We start from the raw sequence: 24,732 nt of genomic DNA on the forward strand, positions 1-24,732 counted from the left end.
GTCCGCCCCTCTGATCGCCGCCCGGCCCGCTGAGTACGGTGTGGGGGTGGCCCGGAACAGAAACACGTTCTCATCGCTGACATCCCGTGCACTGCACGCCGGATGGCAGTGGGTGCAGCGGGCGGGCGCGGTGACGGCGGAACGGCCGGGGAAGCTGCGCTTCCGCCGGATCGGCGCCGGAACGAGACTCGCCTTTCCGCAGGGCGCCGTCTTCGGTGAACCCTGGATCGAGCTGGGTGACCACTGCATCATCGGTGAACAGGTCACGCTCACGGCCGGGATGATGCCCGATCTGGACCTCGGACCCGAGCCGATCCTGACGCTGGGCGACGGTGTCGTGCTCGGGCGAGGCAGCCATGTGATCGCCGACACCAGGGTCACCGTCGGATCGGACACCTACTGCGGCCCGTACGTCTACATCACGTCCACGAACCACAGTTACGACGATCCGCACGAGCCCGTCGGCAAGCAGTGGCCGCGGACCGAGCCCGTGGTCATCGGGCCAGGATGCTGGCTCGGGACCGGCGCGGTCATCCTGCCGGGCGCCCGGCTCGGCCGCAATGTCGTGGTCGCGGCGGGCGCGGTGGTACGCGGCGAGGTGCCCGACCACGCGGTGGTCGCCGGAGCGCCCGCGCGGATCGTACGGAGCTGGGACGCGGAGAACGGGTGGCAGCCCCCGCTGCGTACACCCGCCCCCGTGCCCATACCGGCGGGCGTCACCCCGGAGCAGCTGCTCGCCCTCGGCAGCCTGGAGCCGGACGTTTCCTGACCGCTCGGGCTCCCCGCGCCTCTTCGTCAGCCGGTCGCGAGCAGTACCGTCCCCACCAGCGCGAGCCCCGCCCCCGCGGCCTGTACCGCGCGCAGACGCTCCTTGAGGAATCCGCGCGCCGCCAGCGCCGTGATCACCGGGTAGAGGGAGGCCAGCACGGCGGCGACAGTGACCGGTCCCGAGTGGGCCGCGAGCGAGTAGGTGCCGTTGGCCGCCACATCGGCGAGGCCGACGAAGGCGAGCGCCGGCAGCGACCGCAGGATCAGCCCCGCCCCACCGCCCTCGGGCAGCGCACGCGTCCCGCGCCGTACCGAGACGTACAGGGCCGTCCCGCCGACCGCCACATTGGCGACGCGCTGGACGAACAGGGCGAGGAAGAGGCCGGTGACGGTGGTGGACGCCTCGGAGATCAGGGACATCACCGTGCCGAAGCCCACGGCGGCGACCAGCGTCAGCGCGACCGCCTGCCGCTGCACGGGCGCTCCCCGCAGCTCGGGCCCGCCCGCGAGCACCACGCCCGCGAGGGCCACCGCGATCCCGGCGAACTGCGGCAGGCCGGGCCGTTCACCGAGCACCAGCCCGACGCCGACCGGGACGACGACACCGAGTGAGCCGAGCGGTGACACCACGCCCATCGGCCCGAGTGCCAGAGCTTTGTAGAAACTGAGCATCGCCACCGGCCCCGCCACGCCGGCCGCCACGGCGAACCAGAGCTGCGGGCCGGATTCACTCCAGCCGCCGGTGGCCACCACGATCGAGCCGAGCACCACCACCGCCACCGTCTGCGAGACGACGACCACCGTCAGGGCGGGTATCCGCCGGGTGAGGAGTCCGCCGCCGAAGTCGGCCAGCCCCCACAGCAGGCTGGTCGCCAGGGCGAAGAGGGCAGTCATGAGGGCCTCGCAGTACAGTGCGGTGAATCGGTGAGTGCACCACACGGTAGTGCAGGATATTGAACTCTGTCATCCAAAATAATGGACGGCCCGAATAATGGACGGAACGTGTCGGACTTCGACCAGCTCACGCAGTCGCTCGCCCGGAACCTCAAGCGCTGGCGCGGCGAGCGGGGTTTCACGCTCGACGCGCTGGCGGCCCGTGCGGGGGTCAGCCGAGGCATGATCATCCAGATCGAGCAGGCCCGGACGAACCCCAGTGTCGGCACCACGGTGAAGCTCGCGGACGCCCTCGGGGTCAGCATCACCACGCTCCTCGACTACGAGCAGGGACCGCAGGTCAGAATCGTCCCGGCCGACCAGGCGGTCCGTATGTGGGGTACGGAGGCGGGCAGCCACACGGTTCTGCTCGTCGGCGACGAGACGCGCGGTCCGCTGGAGATGTGGGCCTGGCGGCTGATGCCCGGTGAGGGCAGCGCATCGGACGCGCACCCGCCGGGGACGGTGGAGCTTCTCCACGTCACCGCTGGTGAACTCACGCTGGTCGCCGACGGGGTGGCGCACTCCCTACCGGCCGGGACCTCGGCGACCTTCGAGGCCAATGTGGAGCACGCCTACCGCAACGAGGGCACGGAGACGGTCGAGATGACGATGGCGGTCTCCATCCCGCCGGTCGGCCGGCAGCGCCCGTAGTCCGGCCCGCCGGTGGTCCCTGAGGGGGCCCGGCCTGCTCTCCCCGGCTCGCCGCCCCGGGCGGAACGGGTGTGCGGCAGGCCGAACCGGGGTACGCGCGGCGGCTGTTAGCGTGAGCCGTATGCGCGCTCCCATCGGTACCTTCGAGGATGTCCGCCACGCCCGGGACTGCCTGGACCTGCTCACCGCACCGGTCGCCGACGCCGTGCGGCACTGGCAGGGGGACGTCCCGGTCCAGGAGCTGATCTACGTGGACAGCGACCCGGAGATCGCCGACACCGCTGCCTTCGTGGCGCACTACGGCCCTGAGCTGCTCGACGTCTCGGCGAACTGTGTCGTCGTCGCCGGCAAGCGCGGCGGAGAGACCTCGCTCGCCGCCTGCCTGGTGCTCTCCCGCACCCGCCTCGACGTGAACGGCGCCGTCCGCAGGCGACTCGGCGCGCGCAAGGCGTCCTTCGCGCCCATGGGCACGGCAACCGGCGAGACCGGCATGGAGTACGGCGGGGTCACTCCGGTCGGACTGCCCGCCGCCTGGCCGCTGCTCGTGGACTCCGCCGTGGTGGACCTGGAATGGGTGCTGGTCGGCAGCGGCAGCCGCAGGGGCAAGCTGATCGTTCCCGGCAAGGCGTTCGCCGGGCTGCCGGGCGCGGTCGTCATCGAGGGGCTGGGCGGCTGAGGCAAGCCGGGACTGCTGTCGGTCCCGGCGGGGCCGGTCAGCCCAGAGCCGGGAGCTCTATGGCCGGGCACCGGTCCATGACCATGTCACGTCCGGCCTCCCGCACCCGCCCGTACGCCGCCTCGTCGATCACTCCGAGCTGGAACCAGACGGCCTTGGCGCCGATGGCCACCGCCTCGTCGGCGACCGCGCCCGCCAGATCACTGTTGACGAAGACATCGACCACGTCGACCGGGAACGGGATGTCGGAGAGCGACGCGTACCCCTGCTCGCCGTGGACCGTCTCCGCCTTGGGATGGACCGGCACGACGCGCTTGCCGTAGCGCTGGAGCACCCCGGCCACGCCGAACGCCGACCGCCCCCTGTTGTTCGAGAGACCCACCACCGCCCAGGTGTCGCCGGTCGTGGTGAGGATCTTGCGGATGGTGTCCGAGTCTGCGTACATGACCGGACAACGGAGTACCGGCCAGGACTGTTCCCGCAGGGCCGCATAGGCTGGCCCGATGCAGGAGCAGTACCGGACAGTCGCCCGCGAGGGTGTGCACGAGACCGAGGTCAGCAGATCGCGCTTCATCTGCGCACTGGCACCCGCCGCGACCGAGGAGGAGGCGCAGGCCTTCCTCGTACGCGTCCGCAGGGAGCACCCCGGCGCGTCCCATCACTGCTTCGCGTACGTCATCGGCGCCGACGCCTCCGTACAGAAGGCCGGCGACGACGGTGAGCCCGGCGGGACCGCCGGTGTGCCGATGCTCCAGATGCTGCTGCGACGCGAGGTGCGGTACGCCGTCGCCGTCGTCACCCGCTACTTCGGCGGGGTGAAGCTCGGAGCGGGCGGGCTGATCCGGGCCTACGGAGGAGCTGTCGGAGAGGCCCTGGACGAGCTGGGCACCGTCGTCAGGCAGCGCTACCGGCTGGCCACGGTCACCGTCGACCACCAGCGGGCGGGCAAGCTGGAGAACGACCTGCGGGCCACCGGCCGCGTCGTGCGCGAGGTCCGTTACGCGGAGGCGGTGACGATCGGCATCGCACTGCCGGACGCGGATGTCGCGGGCTTCCGGGCCTGGCTCGCCGACAGTACGGCAGGGGCCGCATCGCTGGAACTCGGCAGTGAGGCGTACGGCGACATCTGAAACCGGCGGCACCTGGAACCGCCGACGTCTGAAACCGGCGACGGCTGAAATCGCCGACGACCCTGTGTGCCGCCGTGCGGCGGTGGCCAAGTCACCGGACCGAGCCTCAGCAGTGTGTCCTGAGTACCTATGAGCTACCTGGCAGTACCCCGCACCGTTGAGGAACAGCGCCAAGCACGGCCGTCCCCGTGCGGGAGACGAGATGGGGTAGATCAATGTCTGGTGTTGTCCTGTACGCGCAAGACACGCACAGCGAGGCGCACGCATCCGGCCACGCCGGAGCCCAGGAGGAAGTGCTCACCGAACTGTGCTCGGTGCTCTTCGCCTCCCTGCCGCGCCGGGATCAGCGCAGGCGGGGTGTGGAGTACGTACGCGGACTCCTGGCGGCCGAAGGACGCAAATCGATCCGGAACATGGCCGCGCTGACCGGCGGGGCCACCACCGAACAGGGGCTGCACCACTTCATCAGCGGTTCCACGTGGGACTGGGCGGAGGTGCGCGGGCAGCTCGCCCGGTACCTGGCACGGGTAGCGCTCCCCAGTGCGTGGGTCGTGCGACCGATGATCATCCCGAAGGCCGGGGAGCACTCCGTCGGTGTGGACCGGCGGTACTTCCCCGCTTTCGGCCAGATCCTCAACGCCCAGCAGGCTTTCGGGGTCTGGGCGGCGTCCGACCGGATGAGCAGCCCGGTCAACTGGCGGCTGCACCTGTCCGGGGCGTGGCTCGACGACGGGCAGCGCAGGATACGGGCCTCGATTCCCGCATCGCTGAGTCCGGAGGAGACGCTGGGCGAGTGTGCGATCGAAGTGTGCCGGGAACTGGTGGTGGGACAGGGGCTGCCCCGTCTCCCGGTGGTGCTGGACTCCCGCGAGGCGGACGCCGCCACCACGGTCCGGCAACTGCGCGGCGCGGGACTGCCGTTCCTGGTCCGGGTGGGCGGCACCCAGCTGCTGAGCGCGTCGGAGGCCGCGGCGCCGGCCCGGCACGCCGAGCTGCCCGCGCACCAGATCATGGGCGCGGCGAAGCAGTTACGGCGTGAGGCCGTCTGGACCGACCATGGCCCGGCGGGGGTGGCGCGGACGAGCCTGGTCGCGGCCCTGCGCGTCGGGCTGCCCGCCCGGGCTTCCCGCTTCGGGGCTCCGGAACAAGTCGGTGCCCGGCGCGGTCTGTTGCTGCTCGGTGAGTGGAGGGACAGCGGGCGCTGGCCCAGCGGGCTCTGGCTCACCGACCTGACCGACGCGCCGCCTGGCGCGCTGCTGCGGCTGAGCAAACTGATCGGCCGGGTCGACCGCGACTGCGCCGAGATCGCCGACCAGGTGGGTATCAGGGACTACGCGGGGCGCTCCTTCGGCGGCTGGCACCGGCACCTCACCCTGGCCTCGGCCGCCCACGCGATCACCGCCGTGGCCGGCGCGGCAGCACAGGAGTCCCGGGCTTCGTGACGTCGCGCGGGCGACGCCGCGGCGGGCGCCAGACGTCCGGGGCTCCGGGAACGGTGGCGGCGGACGACAGCCCCCCGCCCCGGAGGGCATGGCGGATCCGGGAGAGGCGCAGGGCCAGTTGCACCTCGAACGCCCGCTCCGGCTGCTGCCAGCCGGCACCCAGCAGTTCGCCTATGCGCTCCAGCCGCCGGGTGACCGTGTTGGGGTGCACATGCAGCCGTTCGGCCGCGTACGTCGGGCTGGCGCCCGTCTCGAAGTACGCCTCCAGGGTGGGGACCAGTGCGGTGAGGCGCAGCCGGTCGTAGTCGGCCACCGGCCCGATCGTGGCGTCGATGAACGCGCCGACGTCATGGCTGCCCGACAGCAGTACGCCGAGGCCGCCCAGCTCGCGTGGCGAGGCGGCACGGCCGACGGCTCCGAGGGTGGTCATCGCGTCGAGGCAGCGCTTGGCCTCCTGGTGGGCGCCGGAGACCGGCAGGGCTTCGGTCACCGGGCCGGCCGCGGCCACCGTCACGCGCCGGTCGAGAAGCGGGGAGAGCTCGGCATGGACGGCCCGGGCCGCTGCTCCCGCTTCGTTGCCCGGAAGCAGGAGAACGACCGAGCCCTCACGCATACTCATGAGCCCGTTCACGCGCTCTGTGTACGTGACCGCCCAGGCGCTCAACTCCCTCCCGCACGCCCGCTCGGGACGGGCGATGACCACGGTGTGCGACTTGTGCAGGTCGATGCCGCAGCGGCGGGCGCGGGCCTCCAGAAGATGGGACGGGTGCCCGGAGAGCGCCAGCAGGTCGTCCAGAAGGCTGTGCCGGATCCGTCCGTGGGCGCCTGCGCTCCGGCCGGCCTCCAGAAGAAGCGCGATGGCGGTGAACCGTGCGCCCAGCCCCAGTAACCGCTCTTCGAACTCGGTGAGCCGGTGCCCCGGGAACATGAGCAGGGTGCCGAGGTGCTCCTCACCCGCGACGATCGGTGCGGTCCAGGAGCCGTCGGCCAGCGCGACGGGGTCGCCGGCGGCTCGCGCCCCCGCGGTGTCAGGAGAGGACGATGCCGGAGTGGACGTGGCAGGAGGGCGAGCGGTCTCACCGAGGTCCGGCGGTGGCTCACCGGCCGTGGCGAGGAAAGTACCGTCCAGGGCGTGCACCCGTACCGCCCCGTCCAGCCGTCGGGCCAACTCCGCGAGGAGGGGTTGCGGGCCTCCGCCGTTCAGTACCAGTGCGGTGAACCGGCTCTGCGTCTCGCTCAGTTCGCGCTCCAGCCGGAGAGCGGGCCCCTCCAGGGCTGCGACCGTGGCCGCGTCGAGCAGGCGCGCGCTCTCGATGGCCGCGCCCGCGAGGTCTCCCAGGGAGCTCATCAGCGAGATCTCGTCGGCGCTGAAGTGACGCACGTTCCGGGCGGCGGCACAGAGAGCGCCGACCGGCCGGGTGCCCCGGCTCAGCGGCACCGCCACGATCGCGCGCAGCCCCTCGGCCCCGGCGACCTCGTCGAAGGCCGGGTGGTGGCAGAACCGTCTGTCGGCGGGGTAGTCGGGCGTCCAGAACGGCGCGGAGCTGACGAGGGCCTCACCGACCGGCCCCGTGTCGGCCGGCAGCCTCAGGCCCACCGTCCTGGTCGATGTGTGACCATCGACGCTGCGGACGTGTACGAATCCCTGCTCCCCGTCGGGGAAGCCGACGAAGGCCAGGTCGAGGCCGAGCAGCAGACGGGCCCGGCGCGTGACGACTCTGAGCACGGCGTCGAGTTCCTGCGCGGTGGCGAGCTCGCGTGCGGTGTCGACGAGGGCTGAGAGTCTCGTCTCCCGCTGCTGGCGCCGGCCCGACTGCGCGTGGATCCGCAAGGCCAGCCCCCTGGCCCGCTTCAGTACCTCCCGCCTCGCGTCGGCGACACCTCCTTCAAGGACTCGCGTCACCAGTTCTTCCACCTGCTCCACCGGTGCTTCTTCGGCCAGTAACTCCAGCACGGCAAGCGCGTCGGATCCCACCCTGATCTGCGACAAGATGCTCCCCCTTTGTCATGTTCTCGCAGCTGCGTTCCCCTTTGCGCAGCCCCTCGGAATTTACGCAGCCGACCTGACGGAGTCAACAGTTTGTTGAACGACGGAGGGAGGTGCGAACGGGGCGCGGCACAGCGGACGCCCTGCCTCCGGCCCTCGCCGATTCCCCGGCGGAAACCTGATGGAGTACCCGCCACTTGACGGATTGCGCCGACTGACCTTGGCGGGTGCTTCGTCCGCGTCACAGGATCGGGGCAGTGCGAAGCGGGCCTGCGCCTCCCGGCCGGCCGGGCCCCGTGCGCCTTGTTCATCCACTGAGGGAGAGCGCCATGTTGAACGTCGCCGTGGTCTATTACTCGTCAACCGGGAACGTACACCGGCTCGCCGATGCGGCAGCCGTCTCCGCGGGGAAAACGGGCGCCGAGGTGCGCCTGCGCCGGGTGGCGGAAGTGTTTCCGCAGTCGCAGGTGGCCGGGAACGAGGCCTGGGCCGCACATCTGGACGCCAGCCGTGAGGTACCCCTGGCCGCCCTGGACGACCTGGAGTGGGCGGACGCGATCCTCTTCGGCACGCCGACCCGGTTCGGCCTCCCCGCCGCGCAGTTGAAGCAGTTCCTCGACACCACCGTGGGGCTTTCACTCCAGGGCAAGCTGGTGAACAAGGTCGTCTCCTCGTTCACCTCGTCGGCAGCCGGGCACAGCGGGCAGGAGAGCACCATCCTGGCGCTGAACAACACCTACTACCACTGGGGCGCGATCATCGTGCCGACCGGCGCCGTGGACCCGGTCCTCTCGGCACCGGGCAACGGCAACCCGTACGGGGTCAGCAGCGTCTCCGGTAACCGGCCCGGCAACGTCAGTGAGGAGAACCTCGCGGCCATGGAGTTCCACGCCCGCCGGGTCGCCGGGATCGCATCCGCCCTCAAGCGGGGCTTCCAGGCCGGCTGACGTCTCCGCCGCCGTGCCGACCCCGTCAGCACGCGGCGCAGCCCGCGCCGGAAGGCACACCATCACAGGAGGTCCGACGCATGGAGAGAAAGATCGCCCTGGTCACGGGCGCAGCCGGCGGAATCGGCGAAGCCGTGGTCCGGGCACTGGGGGAGCGCGGCGTACGGATCGCCGCGGTCGACCGGGACGGCGAACGACTCAGCCGCACGGTGGACGGTCTCGTCGCCGAGGGGCACCACGTCGACGGCTTCGTCTGCGACGTCACGAACAGCCGGGCCGTCGAAACGACGGTCGAGAGGGCCGAGGCAGAGCTGGGGCCCGTGGACCATCTCGTCAACGCGGCCGGTGTGCTGCGCCTCGGGGCGGCCCGGAGCCTCACCGACGAGGACTGGGTATCGACGTTCGCGGTCAACACCACCGGTGTCTTCCACATGTGCCGCGCGGTCGCCAACCGGATGGTCCCCCGCTCGCGCGGCGGCATCGTCACCGTAGCGTCGAACGCGGCCGGCACCCCCCGTACGGACATGGCCGCGTACGCCGCGTCGAAGGCGGCGGCGTCCATGTTCACCAAGAGCCTCGGCCTGGAACTGGCGCGGTACGGCATCCGCTGCAACGTGGTCGCGCCCGGCTCGACCGACACCCCGATGCTCACCTCGATGTGGCAGGACGAGAGCGGGCCCAAGGGCACCATCGAAGGCCGGCCCGAAGCCTTCCGCGTGGGCATCCCGCTCGGCAGGCTGGCCCGTCCATCGAACATCGCCGACGCCGTCGTCTTCCTCCTCTCGGACCAGTCCTCGCACATCACCCTGCACGACCTGACGGTCGACGGGGGTGCCGCACTCGGTGTCTGACCGCCCCACTGACCCCAACCAGCGGAGAAGGACCTTGCCCGGCATACCCCGAATCGATCCGTACCCGATGCCGACGTCTGCGGAGCTCCCCGCGAATGTCGCGGAGTGGACCGTTGACCCGGAGCGGGCCGTGCTGCTCGTCCACGACATGCAGCGCTACTTCCTGCAGCCACTGCCCACTGCCCTGCGTGACGAACTCGTCTGCAACGCGGCGACGTTGCGTGACCGCTGTGCGGCGCTCGGCATCCCCGTGGCCTACACGGCCCAGCCCGGCGGGATGACGGGGGAACAGCGCGGTCTGCTCGCCGACTTCTGGGGCCCTGGCATGCGCACCGCCCCCGCCGACCGGGAGGTCGTCGGGCCGCTGGCCCCGGTCCCCGGCGACTGGGTGTTCACCAAGTGGCGCTACAGCGCCTTCTTCCGGTCCGACCTGCTCAAGCACATGCGCGGGGCCGGCCGGGACCAACTGATCATCTGTGGTGTGTACGCACACGTCGGTGTGCTGATGACCGCTGTCGACGCTTTCACCAACGACATCCGGACGTTCCTGGTGGCGGACGCCGTCGCCGACTTCTCCGCGGACCAGCACCGACAGGCCGTCGAGTACGCGGCGAGCCGCTGTGCGATGGCGGTCACGACCAAGGAAGTCCTGCTGTGACCGGAACCCGAGAGCGCGCCCCCCTGCCCCCGGGCGGCCCCGATCTGCTCGGACAGGTGCTCGGCGACCGGCCGCCGCCGTTCGCACTGCTCCACCGTCCCGCGGCGACGGGCCGGGGCACGCTCGACGTCCTGCTCGGTGAGGTCTCGACGCCCGCCACGCTCGCGGAGATCCCGCTGCCGGAAGCCCCTGCCCGGCCGGGTGCTCCCCGGCACGAGATGCTGGTCCTCGTCCCCTACCGTCAGATCGCCGAGCGCGGCTTCGTCTGCGCCGACGACGGCGCGCCGCTGATCGCCATGACCGTCGTCGGCCAGGCGACCACTACGGTCACCGATGCGCTGTCCCGGATTCCCGACACCGCCATCGAGCTGGCCGACGGGCACTTCGACATCGACGACGACACCTATGCCGACACCGTCCGCCGGGTGATAGCCGACGAGATAGGCCAGGGCGCGGGGGCCAACTTCGTCCTCAAGCGCACATTCGTGGCCGACATCACCGGTTATACGCCGCGCAGTGCGCTCACCCTCTTCCGCCGGCTGCTGCTGGGGGAGTCGGGCGCGTACTGGACGTTCATCGTCCACACCGGGACGCGTACGTTCGTCGGGGCCACACCGGAGTGTCACGTCAGCCTGCGCGACGGAACCGCCGTGATGAACCCCGTCAGCGGTACCTACCGCTACCCGCCGACGGGGCCCACCCTGCCCGGCGTGCTGGAGTTCCTCGCCGACCGCAAGGAGGCCGACGAGCTCTACATGGTCGTCGACGAGGAACTGAAGATGATGGCCCGCGTCTGTGAGCAGGGCGGCCGGGTGACGGGCCCCCGTCTCAAGGAGATGACGCGCCTCGCGCACACCGAGTACGTCATTGAGGGGCGCAGCACCAGGGATGCGCGCGAGATCCTGCGCGAGACGATGTTCGCGCCCACGGTCACCGGCAGCCCGCTGGAGAACGCCTGCCGGGTCATCCACACGTACGAGCCGCAGGGACGCGGCTACTACAGCGGGGTGGTGGCGCTCATCGGGCAGGACGGGACCGGTGCCCGCGCCCTCGACTCCGCGATCCTCATCCGTACCGCCGACATCGGCGAGGGGGGACGGGTGAACATCAGCGTCGGCGCGACGCTCGTACGCCACTCCGACCCGGCTTCCGAAGTGGCGGAGACCCGCGCCAAAGCCGCAGGGCTGCTCGCGGCGCTGCAGGCCGACGCGCCGGCGACGCTGGCATCGCACCCCCAGGTGCGGGCGGCGCTGGAACGGCGCAACGCCACCATCGCCGGCTTCTGGCTCGCCGACGGCGAGGCGGACCGGCCCCGCGGCCCCGGCGAGGACGCAGCGAACGGCGCGCCGTCCGGCAGGGGCAGCAAGGTGCTCGTCGTCGACGCGGAGGACACCTTCACCGCGATGCTCGCCCACCAACTCCGTTCGGTGGGGCTCTCCGTGACGGTGCGGCGTTTCGACGAGCCGTACAGCCTCGACGGCTGGGACCTGGTCATCATGGGGCCGGGCCCCGGTTCCCCGCACGACAGCGGCCATCCCAAGATCGCACACCTGCGGGCGGCGATACGGACCCTGCTCGCCGAGCGGCGGCCCTTCCTCGCCGTCTGTCTCAGCCATCAACTCCTCAGCCGTGAGACCGGCTTCGAGGTGGTCCGCCGGGCCACGCCCAACCAGGGCGTGCAGCGCGAGATCGATTTCTTCGGCCTGCGGGAGCGGGCCGGTTTCTACAACACCTTCGCCGCGGTCTCCTCCCACGACAAGGTCGACTGCGGTGCGGCCGGGATCGTGGAGGTGAGCCGCGACACCCGCACGGGCGAGGTGTACGGCCTGCGCGGCACCCACTTCGCCTCGATGCAGTTCCACCCCGAGTCCCTGCTCACCCAGGACGGCGTACGCATCCTGGAACGGCTCATGGCGGAGGTGCTGAACCCATGACGTCCGTGGACGCGTTCACGCCCGGCCCGACTCCACGTGCCGTACCCGCCCGTATGACGGACTCCGCGCCGGTTCCTGGACCCGGGCCCGCGCCGGCGGTGTCATCTGCCCCAGACCTCCACCCACCTGTGCAGCCGCAGTCGAAGCCGAGGACATCCTGATGTTACGGATACCTTCCAGCAACAACGGCCTCTATCTCGGATCGGTGCCCGAATCGGCCGCCGCGAAGAATGGCGGCACACTGATCACGCTCGACCACGACATGGTCACCCTCCCCGGCGTCGGCCGGACGCTGACCGTCGCCGAACTCGCCGAGCACGTCGACGACATGGCGGGCCGGCTGTGGGCCGCCGGGGTCCGGCCCAGTGAACACGTCGCCATCCACCTGAGCCCCGGATTCGACATCTACGTGCTGGCGACGGCGGCTGCCCGTATCGGCGCCGTGCCGGTGATGCTGTCACCGGCTCTGAAGGGCGAGAGCGTCGCGGCGCTGCTCGAACGACTGGATCAGCCGCATCTGCTCACGGACGCGGCGAAGCTGGACGGGACACTGTCCGCCTTCCCGGTCGCCGATCTCGCCGACCGCGTCATCGTCGCCACCGGCTCCCGGCCGGACGCGGTGTCCCTGGACGGGCTGGCCGGGGCGCCGCGGCAGCGGCCCGTCATGCTCCACCCCGACCAGCCCGCGCTGATGACGCACACCTCCGGCACCACAGGGCTGCCGAAGCTCGTCGTGCACTCCGCGCGCACCCTGCGCGGCCGGTTCCGCCCGCAGGAGCGGCTCGCCTCCTTCGTCCACCGGCGCGAGACCGTGGCCATCCATGTGTCGTACGTGCACTCGCGGATGTATCTGGCGCTCGCCGTACTACTGCCACGGGCCATGCCGCTGGTCATCATGAACGACTCGGACCCCGCCGGGGTCGCCGAACTCTTCGCCGAGACGCGTCCCGGGTTCATCGAAACCCATCCGAACTCCTTCATGGAGTGGGAGGAACTCGTCGACCACCCGCGCAGACCGCTCGCCAACGTCCGTTATTTCAGCAGCACGTTCGACGCGATCCACCCGAGCACCATGGACCGGCTGCTGCGGGCGTCGGAGCGCCGCTCGCCGCTGTTCTTCCAGATCTACGGCCAGAGCGAGTGCGGTCCGCTGGTGGGCCGCGGCTACACCCGGAAGAACGCGCACAAGGCCGACGGCCGGTGCCTGGGGTTCGCCATGCCCGGCGTGACGAACTTCCGGCTGGTGAGCCGCAACGGCGCCCGGCCGTCCCGGGAGACCCCCGGGTACATCGAGGTGAGCACCGGCGGCCGCGCCCTGACCTACTTCGGGGAGCGGGACCGCTTCGACCAGCAGGTGCACGGCAGTTGGTGGCGAGGCGGCGATGTCGGATACCGCTCCAGGTTCGGCTGCCTCCATCTGCTGGACCGCGAGGTCGACGTCATCCCGACCATCCACAGCACCCTTGAGGTCGAGGACACCCTGCTCGGCCGGCTGGAGGAGCTGACCGAACTCGTCGTGGTGGCGGGCCCGCGCCAGGAGCCCGTCCCGGTCGTGTGCACCAGGGACGACCGGCCCCTGGAAGCCGAACGGTGGCGGTCGGCCGTGGCCGATCTCGCGCCGATGGCGGCCCCGGTCCAGATGCCGCTCACGGAGCTGCCCCGTACGGCCACCATGAAGATCAAGCGCATCGAACTGTCCCAGTGGCTGCGGTCGCAGGAGGGCCCGGAATCGTGACACAGCAGATGACCGGGGCCGACGCCCGGCCCCCCTCGGCGGACTTCGACGTGCTCGTGGTCGGTGCCGGACCGAGCGGGCTGACGGCGGCCTGCGAGCTGCTGCGGCGCGGGGTCCGGGTGCGCCTCATCGACCGGGCGCCGCAGCCCGTCCGGGCCCCGAAGGCCCTCTCGCTGTGGCCGCGGGCGCTCGACATCCTGGAGGACGTGGGGCTGTACGAGGAGATCCGGCGGAGTTCCACCCGGATCGACGCCTTCAGTTACTTCTCCGACCGCAGGCTGCTCGCCTCCTTCGGCTTCACCGAGGACCTGGCGTCCCGGATCCTCCCGCAGTACGAGACCGAACAGGCGCTCACCGGACAGCTGGAGAGCCTCGGCGGCAAACCCGAACGCGGCGTGCGGCTCCTGGCCCTCGACGACGTCGACCACTCCGGGGATATCGGGGCCACCGGCGGTGTCACCGCCGTACTCGAGCATGCCGACGGGGGAGTGGAACGCGTCAGGGCGCCCTTCGTCATCGGCGCCGACGGAGCGGGCAGTTCGGTGCGCGGCCAGCTGGGCATCGGCTTCGAGGGCAGCACGTACGAAATGGCCTTCGCGCTGGTCGACACCCGTATCGAGGGCCACCTTCCGCCGGACGAGATCAGCTACTACCAGTCCCCGGCGGGGACGCTCGTGATCGTGCCGATGCCCGGCGGTGTCTTCCGCTTCCTGTCCGTCATGCCCGGCGGCCAGGAGGTGAGCGTGCCCATGATGCAGGCCGTACTCGACGAACGGGGGCCACGCGGCGTACGGATCACGGAACCGGTCTGGCAGACGGTCTTCCGGGTCCATGCCCGGCACGCCACCGACTTCCAGCGCGGACGCGTCTTCCTCATGGGCGACGCGGCGCATGTGCACAGCCCGGCGGGCGGCCAGGGCATGAACAACGGGCTCCAGGACGCCAACAACCTGGGCTGGAAACTGGCTTCGGTGATCCATGGTCAAGCGCCGGGCTCGCTGCTGCGGAGCTACGGGCCGGAACGCTCCGAAGCGACCCGCCGCATCGTCCGTGACACCGATCTGCAGACCCGGGCCTGGATGGTCGACAGCCAGCTGCGCATCCGGGCCCGCGACGCCGCCTTCCGGCTGCTCGACAGGTCCGGCGCGGTGTCCCGGCTCTACGCACCCGTGATGGCGGGCCGGCGCCTGGCCTATACGCCGGCCCGCGACACCCAGTACCCGGCCCGCCGGTCCGGCTGCCCGCCGCGGACCCGCCTTCCCGGCGGTCTGAAGGTCGGCGCGGTCTTCCCCCGGGAGCGGGCGGTGCCCCTCGGTATCTCGGGCCCGGACGTGGACCCCTCGGCCTGGGCGCTCGCCGTCCTCGCGCCCCGGGAGGCTTCCGCCTGGCTGACCGAGGTCGGGAACCTGGCCGCCCGGTGGCCGCTGGTGCGCGTCGTGCGGACGGCCCGCGCCGATGTCGCGACGCACGGCGGCTGCGGCCGGCCGGGCTACTACCTCGTCCGTCCGGACGGGCATATCGCGGCGCACGGCCACGAGCGGGACCTGAACCGGCTGGAGGCCGAACTGGGGTCCGCGCTGCTGCCGCGAACCTGAGCATCTGCCGCACGGCACAGGGCCGTTGGGGTTGCGTCCTCGTATCGAAGACATTTAATATCCAGGATATGAGGATGCATGAGGGCGTCGAATGGGCGCTGCACAGTTGCCTCAACCTGGCGTGGGCGGGGGACGAGCGGGCGATCACCGCCGCCCGGCTCGCGGCGTACCACGATCTGCCCGCCGCGTACCTCAACAAGCAGCTTCAGGCGCTGGCCCGGGCGGGCATCGTGTCGTCCGCTCCGGGCCCGCGGGGCGGGTTCCGGCTGGCCCGCAGACCCGAGGACGTCACCCTGATGGATGTGGTGGCGGCGATCGAAGGACCGGAGCAGGCCTTCCGCTGTACCGAGATCCGGCAGCAGGGGCCGGGCGCGGGGATGCCGGACAACTACGGCGAACCGTGCACCGTCTCGCGGGCCATGCGCAGCGCCGAGCTCGCCTGGCGCCAGGAGCTCGCGGGCCAGACCCTCGCGGACGTCAAGGCCACGGCCGAGCGCACCGCTCCCGGTGTACCCGCCCGCGTGCGCCGCTGGTTCGCCGACTCGCGCACCTGACCCGCACCGGCCCCCGGGCGGCCGCGGGAAGACCTGCACAGCAATTCTGGACATTTCTTATCCTGATACCCAAGGGGTTCAACCATGAGTGCTCAGCCTGAACTCATCTGTGTCCGCGAGGTGTTGCCCCGGTGGACGGCAGATCCGCGACCACTGCGGCAGGGGATCGGGGGCACTCCGTGACGGACCTCGAATCTCCGGTGTCCACCACCGGACCGGACAGGTCGCCGCTGAAGGGGTGGCTCGCGGTCTCCGCCGTCACCCTGGGAATCTTCGCCCTGATGACGTCGGAACTGCTGCCGGTGGGTCTGCTCACGCCGGTCGGATCCGAGCTGAACGTGTCCGAGGGTACGGCCGGACTGATGGTGACGGTGCCCGGCCTGGTGGCCGCGGTATCGGCGCCGCTGATCACCGTCGCCGCCGGCCGGCTGGACCGCCGGTGGGTGCTGGCCGTACTGGTCGGCCTGGTCGGCGTGGCCAACCTGGCCGGTGCCTTCGCCCCGGACTTCGCCACCCTGCTCATCGCCCGTCTCTTCATCGGCGTGAGCGTCGGCGGCTTCTGGGCGATCGCGGGCGGCCTCGCCCTGCGACTGGTGCCGGAGAAGCATGTCCCCCGGGCCATGTCGATCATCTTCGGCGGTGTGTCGACCGCATCCGTTCTCGGGGTGCCCACCGGCACCCTGCTCGGCGACATGAGCGGCTGGCGCACCGCCTTCGCCTCGGTCGGGGCCCTCGGCCTGGCGGCGCTGGTCTGCCTGGTCCTCATGGTCCCGCCGCTGCCGGCCACCCGGACGATCACCATGGCCGAACTGCCCGCGCTGCTCCGGGCCAACGCGGCGATCCGTATCGGCGTACTGGCCACCTTCCTGCTCATCACCGGCCACTTCATCGCGTACACGTTCGTCCGCCCGGTCCTCCAGGACATCTCCGGTTTCGACGGCGACATGACCAGTTCGCTGCTGCTCATCTACGGAGTGGCGGGCATCCTCGGCAATTTCGTGGCCGGCTCCCGGGCCGCAACGAACGTCCGGCGGACCCTGTTCGTCATCGCCGTCGTGCTGACGGCCGCCATGGTGCTCATCCCCGTCCTCGGCACCGGACACATCGGAGGGCTCATCCTCCTGGTGGTCTGGGGCCTCGGGTACGGAGGAGTCTCGGTGAGCCTGCAGACCTGGATGCTCAAGGCCGCCCCGGAGGCGGGCGAGGCCGCCTCGTCCCTCTTCGTCATGATGTTCAACCTGTCGATCGCCCTCGGCGCACTGATCGGCGGCCGCGTCGTGGACGGCTCAACGGCCGGTGTGCTGTGGCTCGGAGGCGCCCTCGTCCTCCTGACCGCGGTGGCCGTCGGCTCGTCCAGGAAGGCGCAACTCGCCTGAGAGCGTGTGCCGGTGGCCCCGGGCGGGATCCCGGCCCGGCACCCGCACCCCTCCATGAACCGCCGCGTTGCGCCGACCGTCCTCGGCGCAACGCGGCCCGTACTCCAAGGTGCTCGCGTGCGGCTCCCGGGGGTGGTGGCCCGGCTATACGACCACTCCCACGAGGTCGGTGTCGGTGGTGAACGGGCGTACCGCGGCCGGGACATGAGCCACCGGTGGCAGGGCGAGCACGGCGCGGGCGATCTCGTCGGAGTCGCCCAGGGTCACCGAGTCCACTCCGGGCCGGATTCCGGCCGCGGTCACCCAGTGCACGGACTCGGTGGGGACCCCGTAGGCGAACCGGCGCGGGTGGGCGTGGCCCTGTGGGCCGAGGACGTGGTAGGGCCGCGGGGTCACGGCGAGCCCCCCGGTCTCGTAACCGCCCTCCTGGCCGCCAGGGATGCGGTAGGCGGTGCACTGGCCGGTGTTCAGCAGATGGCGAAGCAGCGGATCGGCGGTGCGGCGCAGATCGGGCTCCGGCAGCCTGGCCTCGATCAGTACCTGTGCCCGTACCGGAGGGCCGGGCACGAGAGTGGAGTCGGCGACGAAGGCCGGGTTGCCCGGGTCGATGCGAATACGGGTGCCCGGGCCGGTGAGCTCCAGGACGCCCGCTTCGATGAGCGCGCCCATCTCCTCGATACGGGAGGCAGGCGGGCCGATGGAGAGGTAGGCGTTCAGCGGCGTGTACCAGCCTTCGAGGTCGTCCCGGTGCGAGTCGCCGTGCAGGCCCCCGTGGTCGACCGCGAGCCGGACTTCGTTCCGAAGGTCCCGCAGGACGTCAAGCCCGGCCTTGAGCGGACCGCTGACGTTGCCGGCCCTCGCCTGCCGCACGTCCTGGGCCAGATAGTCCAGCAGCCAGGACCGGAACTCTTCGCGATCGGTGAAGACCCGGTCCCCGTAGGGCTTGGTGAGCCGTTCCCAGCTCCAGCGGTCGGCGGACCCGATACGCCATACATCCAGCAGCGCCGCCGGGTCCTGTCCCAGCGGGAGGGCAAGGTACTGCCCGGTGAAGGGCTCGCGGTCCGCGCCCCGCCCCCGGGCCTCCAGCAGGGTGCTGTAGTACACGCTCTCGACTTCCCGGGAGATGACCGGCCACAGCTCCGCGGCGAAGCGGACCCCGCCGCCCTCCGCCGGCCTGCTGCGGAGTCCGTCGATCAGTGCCGGGGTCAGGAGCCGCGGGGAGTACCGTCCGAACGCGCCCTTCTCGTTCTCCCCGCGGGCCTGATACGGAACGCCGCGACGCGAACTCGCGTACAGCAGCGGTTCCTGACCCGAAGGCCGGTAGACCAGGCGTCCGCCCTCCCGGCCGAACGTCCCGCCGCGCCCGACGGTGAAGAGCGCCATGTGGTCGAAGAAGTTGAGGCCCAGACCTCGCAGCAGCACCGGGCGGCCCGGCTGGATCCCGCTGAGGTCGAGGTCCGCCGGGTTGGCGGGGGTGATGTACGTGAGGTGGTGGATACGGGCGAGACTCGCCGTCCGCTCCTCCTGCGGGGTGAGGCGGGCCGAGACATGGCCGAGTGCGAGGACGATCGCGTCCAGGTGGTCGAGTCTCGTACCGTCTTCGAGCCGGACGCCCTGCGGGCCGCCGGGTACGCCGTGTGTGTCGGCCATGGCGACCGCACGCGACCGGTGCACCCGTACCGTCACATGGGCCGGCGCGTGGGCGGCCATGTGATGGAACCGGTCGGCCAGATAACTGCCGTAGAAGGCACGGGTCGGATATGTGTCAGGCCCCAGCCCCCGTGCCTCGGTGAGGGTCGCCGCGTCGATGACGCCCGGCCCCTCCCCGCCACCCTCGCCGGCCGGGGCCCCGACCAGCTCCTGGGCCCAGTCGTAAAGACTCGGGCCCGGCTCGACCGGCCCCTCGATCTGTGAACTTTCGTCCGTGTAGACGGTTATCTGGGAGGCCACCGTGTTCATCAGCAGGTGGCGGGACTGCTCGGTGCGCCATACGGCGCCGGCGCCCGGAGCGGCCGGGTCGACGACGTGCACGGTCACCGACGGGTGCGAGGGGGAGTGCCGCTCGTTGGCACACAGCCGCTCCAGCACGGACAGTCCGCGGGGGCCGGCGCCGACGACACACACTTCGATACGGCTGCTGCTCATAACGGACACTCCGCTCTCGGTCGGCTGATGACGATCAGTGGGGTGGATCGCTGGGTGGTCATGCTTCCGCCCAGCGGGGGGCTGGTACGGCCGGGTCCTGGCCGGGGGCGGGGCACGCACCCGGTCCGGGGACGGGGCACGCATCATGGCCGGGCGCGGGTAGCGCATCTGCCGAATCGAAGGACCGGGCACCGTGCATCCAGCCCACCTGGTCGTGCAGTTCGGTCGCCGACAGGGCGGAGAGCAGCGCGTTCCTCGCACGGGCCGCCTGCCCGGCCGGATGCCACAACTGGGTGCTGCGGCGGGCGAGAAGCTGGATCTGCGCCGTCCGGTCGCGCCGTTCGGCGTTGTACTTCTCGAACCGTGCGGGAAACTCATCGGCGGGGACACCGAGCATCCCACCGAGCAGCACGGCGTCCTCCAGCGCCTGGCAGGCACCCTGGGCCGCGTAGTGCAGCATCGGATGTGCGGCGTCCCCCAGCAGGGCCACCCGTCCGTCCGTCCAGTCACGCACCGGTTCGCGGTCCACGAGCACCCAGGACCTCCAGTCCTCGCCCAACTCCAGGAGCCGGTGCGGAACTTCACCCAGGGCCGTGAACTCACGGCGGACACGCCCCCGCGTGACAGGCACACCGGCGAACGCCACCGTCGCTCCGTCGTCACGGCTGGCGGCGAGATTGAGGTACTTCCCGCCGGCGATCGGATAGTGCACGAAGTGACAGCCGGGGCCGGCCCACCAGGTCACGGTGGCGGAGCGGAGCTCCTCGGGCACCCGGGTCATCTCGATGACGGCCCGGTAGACGGTGAGTCCGGAGACGACCGGCGGTCCGTCGCCGACGAGTTGGCCGCGTACCGCCGAGTGGATGCCGTCGGCGCCGATCAGTCCGTCCGCGCGGATCCGCCGCCCGTCGTCGAGGACGGCCGTCGCGCTCACCCCGTCCTGTTCGTAGCCGGTGACGCCGCTGCCGCTGCGCAGTTCGACCCCACTGTGACGGCGGCACGCGTCCAGCAGCAGGCCGTGCAGTTCGGCCCGGTGCACGACGACGTACGGATTGCCGAAGCGGCGCCGGTACTCACCGGTGAGCGGCATACTCGCCACGTGCTCACCGGTGACGCCGTCCATGAACCGCAGTGCTTCCATCCGTACGGCGGTCTCCCGGACGGCGTCCCCCAGACCGAGGCGGTCGAGGGCGTGCAGGCCGTTCGGCGCCAGCTGGATACCGGCGCCGATCTCGGCGAACCGGTCGGCCCGTTCGAGGACCAGGACCTGATGTCCCCGCCCGGCGACGGCGAGTGCGGCGGCCAGGCCGCCGATGCCGCCGCCGACGACCACTGTCTTCGTCATCCTGCTCCCTCCGTGCTCTGTCACGGGTGCCGGCCCTCCGCTGAGAGGAGCCGCGCGAGCTCAAGCCTTTTGATCTTGGTGGTGGCCGTCTGCGGCAGATCGCCCAGACGCTGGTGCACGGGCGCGGCCATCGGCGGCAGGTCCGCCACCGCGGCGTCCCACGCGGCCGCGTCCAGCGGACTGTCGTCCTTGGTGCAGACGACGGGCACCGCGGTGCCGTCCGCGCCGCGTACGATGACGACCTCGTTCAGCTCGGCCAGCCTGCCGAGCAGGGTGTCCTCGGCCGCCAGCGTGCTGCCGAACCCCTCGATCAGATCCACCTCCCGGTCGAGGAGGTGGACGCACCCCCACCTCGTGCGGTATCCGACGTCGCCCATCCGCCACCAGCCGCCGTCGGAGACCTGCTGCTCATAGCGGTCGTGCTCGCCCAGGTAGGTCACGATGCGGCCGTGGCTGCGCACCTCGATGTAACCCGGGTTGGACTCCGACGGCGGCCTGCCGTCACGGCTGACGACACGGGCCTCCGTCATACCGGGGAACGGCATTCCGACGCAGCGCCCGTCCGCCTCCGGGTGCCGCCGCCGGGTGAACGCGCGCACCACGGCCGGGCCCACCTCGCTCTGCCCGTAGAGCTGGCCGAAGACCGGGGCCGTACGCCGTGTCGCCTGCAGTAGTCGGCGCACGGTCCTGGGGTGGATGGCGTCGAAGGTGCTGCTGAAGAGTTTGACGTTCGCCAGCGGCTCCCGCGGGTCGTCGGCCAACTCCTCCCACTCCATGAAGGAGTTGGGGTGGGCCTCCAGGACGCCGGGGCGGACACGGGCGAAGAGGTCGCCCGCCCGCCGCACGTCGGAATCGGCGAGCACGACGATCGGGAACCCGCGCATCAGCGAGATCGCGAGCGCGGTGAAGAGCCGGGAGTGCACGAACGTCACATGCAGGGCGATGGTCTCGCGCCTGATCAGGATGGGCGCGACGGCCAGCAACTGGGGCCGGTACCGGGCCTGCAGGCTGTGGCCCGTATGGACGGCGAGTTTCGGGGTACCGGTGGTCCCCGAGGTGTGGGTGATGAGTGCCGGGCGCTCAGGTGGCAGGGTCACCGGGGCGACGCGGCCGGCTCCCGCCAGCGAGGCCAGGGAGACGGCCCGGTCATGGTCTCCGGTGGTGAGCAGTACCCGTTCCGCGAGCTCGAAGACCGTGTCCGGCAGCTCTTTCCCGAGCTTGTCCGGGTCGGTCACCAGGAAGGGTCTGCCCACCCGCCGGACCAGTTCCGCGACCGTCGTGCCGTCCAGCGCCGGGGACAGGAGTACGGGTACGGCGCCGATGCGCGCCACCGCACAGGCGAGGAGGATGATGTCGAACCCGTCGGCCTTGTGGACGACCACCTTCTGGCCGGGTCGCACCCGCGCGGCCCACAGCCGGGAGGCGAAGTCATCGACGATGTCCGCCACCTCGGAGACGGTCATCCGCAGACCTGCCGAGGGGGCGATGCCGAGTTCGTGGTCGAGAATCAGAACATTCGCCGGATGGCGGGCCGCCGCCCGCTCGAAAAGCGTCCCCAGCCGGAATCCGCGATTTCCTCTGCGTTGTAGAAGCATTCCGCCAAGCTCTCGTCGGTGGACATAGGAATGCGGCCGTCGCGCGCTGCTCACTGCTTCGGCCGGAAAGTTCAGGAGGCTGGTGCGGTGCCGCTCAGCCCCCGTCGACAACGGCTTTGATGCGGTCGAGTGTGGCCGCCAGATCGCCCTTCACCTTGACACTCCATTCGGTGAAGAACCGCCGCTTCTCCTGCTCGTCCATATCCGCCACAATGCCGCGGATTCCTTCGGTCGCCTGGTCCATACGGAAATGGTGGGTGAGGGTGCAACCACCCTCCGCAGGCTCGATGTCAAAACCCCAGACGCTCTGTTGCCGGTTCCCCGCGGTGTCGCGCATGGCCCAGCGGAACGTCAGACCGGGGTCGGCGGCGACGACTTCCGACTGGGTGATCCACTTTCCCCGTACGACCGGCGCCCAGGAAACGACACTCTCGTCGCGCAGGTTCTCCCCGCGGAAAACGGCCCCGACCGTGGCCGGTTCACCGGAGATCCATTCGCCGCCCAGACATTCGGGGCTCCATTCGCCACTGCGCGGGAGATCGCTGATGATCGCGTAAACACCGTCCGGTGCTGTGGAAAGGTGGATGCTGGCACCGAGTTCGAACAGCGGCGATTCACTACTGGTGTTTCGGTCCATGCCCGGAAGCTTGCAGATGCCCCATGTCGCAGGTCAAAGGCCGGGGCGCGGGTCCGTCAAGTCGCCGCCGCCGGGCCCCGCCCCGCGCCCTCATTCCGCACCGATGTCCCGGGCGAAGTGGTGGGCCGAGATCACCATGCGGTGGGAGTGGTAGAAGCGGTGGGCCCCGTGATTGGCAACCCCAGAGTCGAGTTCGATCCGAGTGCAGCCGGCGCGCCGGGCCCGCGCCTCCAACTCCTCCATCAGCAGACTTCCGACGCCACCCGACCGCAGCCGGGGATCGGTGACCAGATCGTCGACGAACAGCAGACGGCCGCGGCTCGTCGCCAGCGTCCGGTGAGTCGCCACGCCCACGCACCGCCCGTCCGGGGTGTAGGCGGCGGTGAAGACGAGACCCTGCCGATGGGCCTCCCCGGCGAAAGCCGTGAACGCCGCTTCGGTGAGACCGGGCCGCAGCGTTCGCAGGAGCGGTCCTATCTCGGTGTGCATGGCTGCCTGTCCGGGCACGACGTCGGCTGTTGTCAGGTTCACAGCGGCAGCCTACGACCCGGCCGACGGGCCGTCGGAGTGTCTGCCGGTGCCCGCCGCACCGGCCGCCGGAGTGTCTGCCGGTGTCCGCGTCACCGGCGGACGGACCGAGTTGACGAACATCGGTTCCGGTTCGCGGCGGCCCGCGTCGGCCGTGTCAGGATGCTGAACCATGCGCGCCGCCTACATAGAACAGCTCGGCACTCCGGACGTCATACGCTACGGCGAGCTGCCGCCGCCCCGGCCGGGCCCCGCCGACGTACTCATCGATGTGCTCGCCACCACGGTCAACCCGGTGGACACCTTCGTCCGCTCGGGCGCCTTCCCCACCCCCGTCGACTTCCCGTTCGTGATCGGCCGGGATCTGGTCGGCAGGGTCTCCGCTCTCTCCACGACCGCTCTCTCCACGACCGGTTCGGGAACGCGGGAGTTCGCGGTGGGGGACCTGGTGTGGGCCAACAGTCTCGGGCACGGCGGCCGGCAGGGGGCCGCGGCCGAGCAGGCCGTGGTGGCGGCCGACCGGCTCTACCGACTTCCCGACGGGGTCGACCCGTACGAGGCGGTGGCCCTGGTCCACCCCGCAGCTACGGCCTGTCTCGCCCTGTTCACCCACGGCAGGCTCCGCGCCGGTGAGACGGTCCTCGTCGCGGGCGCCGCCGGGAACGTCGGGAGCGCGCTGGTGGTCCTGGCCGTCCGGGCGGGGGCCCGGGTCGTCGCCACCGCCGGCGCGCGCGACGCCGAATACTGCCGCTCACTCGGCGCATCGGAGGTCCTGGACTACCGGGACCCCGACCTCTTCGGGCGCATCCGGGCCGCCACGCCCCAGGGCGTGGACCTCTACCTGGACACCGCGGGCGAGAACGATCTGTCGAACGCCGTCGGCCTGCTGGCCCGCCGCGGCAGGATCGTGCTGCTGGCAGGGGCCAGGTCCCGCCCTGTTCTGCCGGTGGGACCGCTCTATATGAACGACTGCTCGGTCGTGGGATTCGTCATCTCCCACGCGACCGCGGCAGAGCTGGCCGAGGCCGCCGTCACCGTCAACAGCTTTCTGAGCGATGCCCGCCTGCGCCCCCGCGCCCTCGAGACGCTTCCGCTGAGCTCGGCCGCGGAAACCCACCGCCGGATGGAGGCAGGCCGGCTCCACGGCAGAAGGGTCGTTCTCCGGCCTGACCACTGACGGCCTCCATGGCCGCGCCCCTCGGCACCGGTGGCAGACTGAGGGCCGTGATGGACTCGGCGTGA

The 24,732-nt window shown here is 71.1% G+C and carries 23 protein-coding genes; 14 read left to right on the top strand and 9 right to left on the bottom strand.

Annotated features, from left to right (window positions below; translation table 11 throughout):
- The first annotated feature begins 46 nt into the window (after positions 1 to 46).
- Positions 47 to 769 (top strand): acyltransferase, encoded by a 723-nt coding sequence (locus OG452_RS31190; RefSeq protein ID WP_405559951.1) that lies wholly within the window; start codon positions 47 to 49, stop codon positions 767 to 769.
- A 26-nt stretch (positions 770 to 795) separates the two neighbouring features.
- On the opposite strand, the gene OG452_RS31195 is transcribed toward OG452_RS31190, so the two are convergent.
- Complete coding sequence (locus OG452_RS31195) at positions 796 to 1,662, bottom strand: DMT family transporter (protein WP_327298884.1); 867 nt, start codon at positions 1,660 to 1,662, stop codon at positions 796 to 798.
- Between the two features lie 108 nt (positions 1,663 to 1,770).
- Here OG452_RS31195 and OG452_RS31200 point away from each other — a divergent pair, with 108 nt between their 5' ends.
- Positions 1,771 to 2,355 (top strand): helix-turn-helix domain-containing protein, encoded by a 585-nt coding sequence (locus OG452_RS31200; RefSeq protein ID WP_327298885.1) that lies wholly within the window; start codon positions 1,771 to 1,773, stop codon positions 2,353 to 2,355.
- A gap of 121 nt (positions 2,356 to 2,476) precedes the next feature.
- Positions 2,477 to 3,031 (top strand): YbaK/EbsC family protein, encoded by a 555-nt coding sequence (locus OG452_RS31205; protein ID WP_327298886.1) that lies wholly within the window; start codon positions 2,477 to 2,479, stop codon positions 3,029 to 3,031.
- A 37-nt stretch (positions 3,032 to 3,068) separates the two neighbouring features.
- Here OG452_RS31205 and OG452_RS31210 read toward each other — a convergent pair whose 3' ends face one another.
- Entirely contained in the window at positions 3,069 to 3,476 is a 408-nt protein-coding gene (locus OG452_RS31210; protein WP_327298887.1) for a CoA-binding protein, read from the bottom strand.
- 58 nt (positions 3,477 to 3,534) lie between these two features.
- On the opposite strand from OG452_RS31210, the gene OG452_RS31215 reads away from it, so the two are divergent.
- A complete protein-coding gene (locus tag OG452_RS31215; protein WP_327298888.1) occupies positions 3,535 to 4,161 on the top strand; it encodes a YigZ family protein in 627 nt (208 codons plus the stop codon).
- Positions 4,162 to 4,376: 215 nt separating this feature from the next.
- Positions 4,377 to 5,603, top strand: a complete 1,227-nt coding sequence (locus OG452_RS31220; protein ID WP_327298889.1) for an IS701 family transposase — start codon at positions 4,377 to 4,379, stop codon at positions 5,601 to 5,603.
- Here OG452_RS31220 and OG452_RS31225 read toward each other — a convergent pair.
- A complete protein-coding gene (locus tag OG452_RS31225) occupies positions 5,557 to 7,593 on the bottom strand; it encodes a helix-turn-helix domain-containing protein (RefSeq protein WP_327298890.1) in 2,037 nt (678 codons plus the stop codon). The genes OG452_RS31220 and OG452_RS31225 overlap by 47 nt on opposite strands.
- A 326-nt stretch (positions 7,594 to 7,919) precedes the next feature.
- Here OG452_RS31225 and wrbA point away from each other — a divergent pair, with 326 nt between their 5' ends.
- The 8 genes from wrbA to OG452_RS31265 all read left to right on the top strand — a co-directional run bounded on the left by wrbA (position 7,920) and on the right by OG452_RS31265 (position 17,240).
- A complete protein-coding gene (gene wrbA, locus OG452_RS31230; RefSeq protein ID WP_327298891.1) occupies positions 7,920 to 8,537 on the top strand; it encodes an NAD(P)H:quinone oxidoreductase in 618 nt (205 codons plus the stop codon).
- Positions 8,538 to 8,617: 80 nt separating this feature from the next.
- Positions 8,618 to 9,388, top strand: coding sequence for a 2,3-dihydro-2,3-dihydroxybenzoate dehydrogenase (locus OG452_RS31235; protein WP_327298892.1), 771 nt, complete (start codon positions 8,618 to 8,620; stop codon positions 9,386 to 9,388).
- 34 nt (positions 9,389 to 9,422) lie between these two features.
- Positions 9,423 to 10,046: an isochorismatase family protein gene (locus OG452_RS31240; protein WP_327298893.1), complete on the top strand. Its 624-nt coding sequence runs from the start codon at positions 9,423 to 9,425 to the stop codon at positions 10,044 to 10,046.
- Entirely contained in the window at positions 10,043 to 11,980 is a 1,938-nt protein-coding gene (locus OG452_RS31245; RefSeq protein ID WP_327298894.1) for an anthranilate synthase family protein, read from the top strand. The genes OG452_RS31240 and OG452_RS31245 overlap by 4 nt, the downstream gene beginning before the upstream one ends.
- 160 nt (positions 11,981 to 12,140) lie before the next feature.
- Positions 12,141 to 13,715, top strand: a complete 1,575-nt coding sequence (locus OG452_RS31250; protein ID WP_327298895.1) for a class I adenylate-forming enzyme family protein — start codon at positions 12,141 to 12,143, stop codon at positions 13,713 to 13,715.
- Positions 13,712 to 15,310: an FAD-dependent monooxygenase gene (locus OG452_RS31255; RefSeq protein ID WP_327298896.1), complete on the top strand. Its 1,599-nt coding sequence runs from the start codon at positions 13,712 to 13,714 to the stop codon at positions 15,308 to 15,310. The genes OG452_RS31250 and OG452_RS31255 overlap by 4 nt, the downstream gene beginning before the upstream one ends.
- A 74-nt stretch (positions 15,311 to 15,384) precedes the next feature.
- Complete coding sequence (locus OG452_RS31260; protein WP_327299846.1) at positions 15,385 to 15,864, top strand: RrF2 family transcriptional regulator; 480 nt, start codon at positions 15,385 to 15,387, stop codon at positions 15,862 to 15,864.
- 179 nt (positions 15,865 to 16,043) lie between these two features.
- A complete protein-coding gene (locus tag OG452_RS31265) occupies positions 16,044 to 17,240 on the top strand; it encodes an MFS transporter (protein ID WP_327298897.1) in 1,197 nt (398 codons plus the stop codon).
- Positions 17,241 to 17,384: 144 nt separating this feature from the next.
- Here the strand turns inward: OG452_RS31265 and OG452_RS31270 are convergent, their stop codons facing one another.
- The 6 genes from OG452_RS31270 to OG452_RS31295 all read right to left on the bottom strand — a co-directional run bounded on the left by OG452_RS31270 (position 17,385) and on the right by OG452_RS31295 (position 23,664).
- Positions 17,385 to 19,385 (bottom strand): FAD/NAD(P)-binding protein, encoded by a 2,001-nt coding sequence (locus tag OG452_RS31270; protein WP_327298898.1) that lies wholly within the window; start codon positions 19,383 to 19,385, stop codon positions 17,385 to 17,387.
- Positions 19,386 to 19,443: 58 nt separating this feature from the next.
- Positions 19,444 to 20,730 carry an FAD-dependent monooxygenase gene (locus OG452_RS31275; protein ID WP_327298899.1) on the bottom strand — a complete coding sequence of 429 codons (1,287 nt, stop codon included), beginning with the start codon at positions 20,728 to 20,730 and terminating at the stop codon, positions 19,444 to 19,446.
- 20 nt (positions 20,731 to 20,750) lie between these two features.
- Positions 20,751 to 22,325: a class I adenylate-forming enzyme family protein gene (locus OG452_RS31280; protein WP_327298900.1), complete on the bottom strand. Its 1,575-nt coding sequence runs from the start codon at positions 22,323 to 22,325 to the stop codon at positions 20,751 to 20,753.
- A gap of 94 nt (positions 22,326 to 22,419) precedes the next feature.
- The gene (locus OG452_RS31285; RefSeq protein ID WP_327298901.1) at positions 22,420 to 22,962 is read right to left on the bottom strand and encodes an SRPBCC family protein; all 543 of its coding nucleotides are present in this window, start codon (positions 22,960 to 22,962) and stop codon (positions 22,420 to 22,422) included.
- 90 nt (positions 22,963 to 23,052) lie between these two features.
- The gene (locus tag OG452_RS31290; protein ID WP_327298902.1) at positions 23,053 to 23,493 is read right to left on the bottom strand and encodes a GNAT family N-acetyltransferase; all 441 of its coding nucleotides are present in this window, start codon (positions 23,491 to 23,493) and stop codon (positions 23,053 to 23,055) included.
- A gap of 9 nt (positions 23,494 to 23,502) precedes the next feature.
- Positions 23,503 to 23,664 carry a hypothetical protein gene (locus tag OG452_RS31295; RefSeq protein ID WP_327298903.1) on the bottom strand — a complete coding sequence of 54 codons (162 nt, stop codon included), beginning with the start codon at positions 23,662 to 23,664 and terminating at the stop codon, positions 23,503 to 23,505.
- On the opposite strand from OG452_RS31295, the gene OG452_RS31300 reads away from it, so the two are divergent.
- Complete coding sequence (locus OG452_RS31300) at positions 23,663 to 24,667, top strand: NADPH:quinone reductase (RefSeq protein WP_327298904.1); 1,005 nt, start codon at positions 23,663 to 23,665, stop codon at positions 24,665 to 24,667. The two genes, OG452_RS31295 and OG452_RS31300, sit on opposite strands and share 2 nt — an antisense overlap.
- The last annotated feature ends 65 nt before the right edge of the window (positions 24,668 to 24,732 follow it).

Origin of the sequence: Streptomyces sp. NBC_01197 (genome assembly GCF_036010505.1) — a bacterium.
Lineage (GTDB): Bacteria > Actinomycetota > Actinomycetes > Streptomycetales > Streptomycetaceae > Streptomyces.